The sequence below is a fragment of the Stenotrophomonas sp. PA-6-5C genome, assembly GCF_021605635.1.
Taxonomy (GTDB): domain Bacteria; phylum Pseudomonadota; class Gammaproteobacteria; order Xanthomonadales; family Xanthomonadaceae; genus Stenotrophomonas; species Stenotrophomonas lactitubi.
Genome location: NZ_WKEE01000111.1, coordinates 1 through 1,888 on the forward strand (window position 1 = coordinate 1; position 1,888 = coordinate 1,888).

Genomic DNA, 1,888 nt, shown 5'->3' on the forward strand with positions numbered 1-1,888 from the left:
CACATGGGCGGGGCCGGTCCTTGGGCGATGGCGGTATATGAACACGGCGCCGGGCTGGGCGGAATGGGACAAATGCGGTAACGGGTCACATTGTGGTGAAAGTGACACTTGCTGACGGTTTTGAGCCGCCCGGCGCTGGCGTTGTGGCAGCCGGAGGACTACCGTCGACTGCTTCGCCCGCCTCTTTCCGCGCCCATGACCGAGCCCGCCACGCCCCCCGAGCACCTGCGCCGCAGCCTGTCCAACCGTCACCTGCAACTGATCGCCATCGGCGGTGCCATCGGCACCGGCCTGTTCATGGGTTCGGGCAAGACCATCAGCCTGGCCGGCCCATCCATCGTGTTCGTCTACCTGATCATCGGCGCGATGCTGTTCTTCGTGATGCGCGCGATGGGCGAGCTGCTGCTGTCCAACCTGCAGTACAAATCCTTCATCGATTTCTCCACCGATCTGCTTGGGCCGTGGGCCGGGTTCTTCTGCGGGTGGACGTACTGGTTCTGCTGGATCGTCACCGCCATCGCCGATGTGATCGCCATCGCCGCGTATGCGCAGTTCTGGTTCCCTGGCCTGGACGCATGGATACCGGCGCTGGCCTGCGTGCTGCTGTTGCTGGCATTGAACCTGGTGACGGTGAAGCTGTTCGGCGAAATGGAATTCTGGTTCGCGCTGATCAAGATCGTGGCGATCTGCGCGCTGATCATCACCGGTGCCGGGCTGGTGGCGTGGGGCTTCACCTCGCCGAGCGGGCATACCGCAGCGCTGTCGAACCTGTGGAATGACGGCGGCATGTTCCCGATGGGCCTGGTCGGCTTCTTCGCCGGTTTCCAGATCGCGGTGTTCGCCTTCGTCGGCATCGAACTGGTGGGTACCACCGCTGCGGAAACGGCCGACCCGGAGCGCAACCTGCCCAAGGCGATCAACTCGATCCCGGTGCGCATCATCATCTTCTACGTGCTGGCGCTGATCGCGATCATGGCGGTCACCCCATGGCGCCAGGTGGTGCCGGACAAGAGCCCGTTCGTGCAGCTGTTCGTGCTGGCCGGCATTCCCGCCGCCGCCAGCCTGATCAACTTCGTGGTGCTGACCTCGGCCACGTCGTCGGCCAACAGCGGCATCTTCTCCACCAGCCGCATGCTGTTCGGCCTGGCCGAGGAAGGCCAGGCGCCACGCGGCCTGTCCAAGCTCTCGCGCGCAGCGGTGCCGGCCCGGGGCCTGCTGTTCTCCTGCCTGTGCCTGCTGGGCGGCACCCTGCTGATCTACCTGATCCCCAACCTGGTGACCGCCTTTACCCTGGTGACGACCCTGGCGACGGTGTTGTTCATCTTCGTCTGGTCGCTGATCCTGGTGGCCTACATGGTCTACCGCCGTCGCTACCCCGAACGGCACGCGGCCTCGATCTTCAAGATGCCGGGTGGCGTGGCGATGTGCTGGGCCTGTCTGATCTTCTTCGCCGCCGTGCTGGTCCTGCTGAGCCTGCAGGCCGACACCCGCCAGGCGCTGGTGGCCAGCCCTGCATGGTTCGTGCTGCTGGGCGCCGGCTATTGGCTGCGGCGGAAGATGGCGCGGTAATCAGGAAGACCCATCCACGCATGGCTTGGATCCATGTGTCGACCAAGGTCGACACCCACCAACAGCAGCATGGTCGATAGTCACCAAGAGCAGGCCATGCCATTCCGGCAGATCGCGGAAATCTGTCGAAGGCGGGGTGGGTCCGGTTGCGGGGGTGTCCGCGGCATGGATGCCGCGGCCAAGCCCCCAGGGTGAAGTGACCCCCGGGAGTTGGACGCCAGATCCAACCCCGAGGGATACATGAACAGGTACGAAGCTCGATTCAAACTGCAGGTCGCCAAAGAAGCCTGCAAGACCTCCACGTCGGTCAAAGCCATCG

Annotated in this window: 1 protein-coding gene; it reads left to right on the plus strand. The window is 64.5% G+C overall.

Annotated elements, in window-relative coordinates; genetic code table 11:
- Positions 1 to 195: 195 nt before the first annotated feature.
- The gene (cycA, locus tag GIW57_RS23615; protein ID WP_236513149.1) at positions 196 to 1,569 is read left to right on the plus strand and encodes a D-serine/D-alanine/glycine transporter; all 1,374 of its coding nucleotides are present in this window, start codon (positions 196 to 198) and stop codon (positions 1,567 to 1,569) included.
- The last annotated feature ends 319 nt before the right edge of the window (positions 1,570 to 1,888 follow it).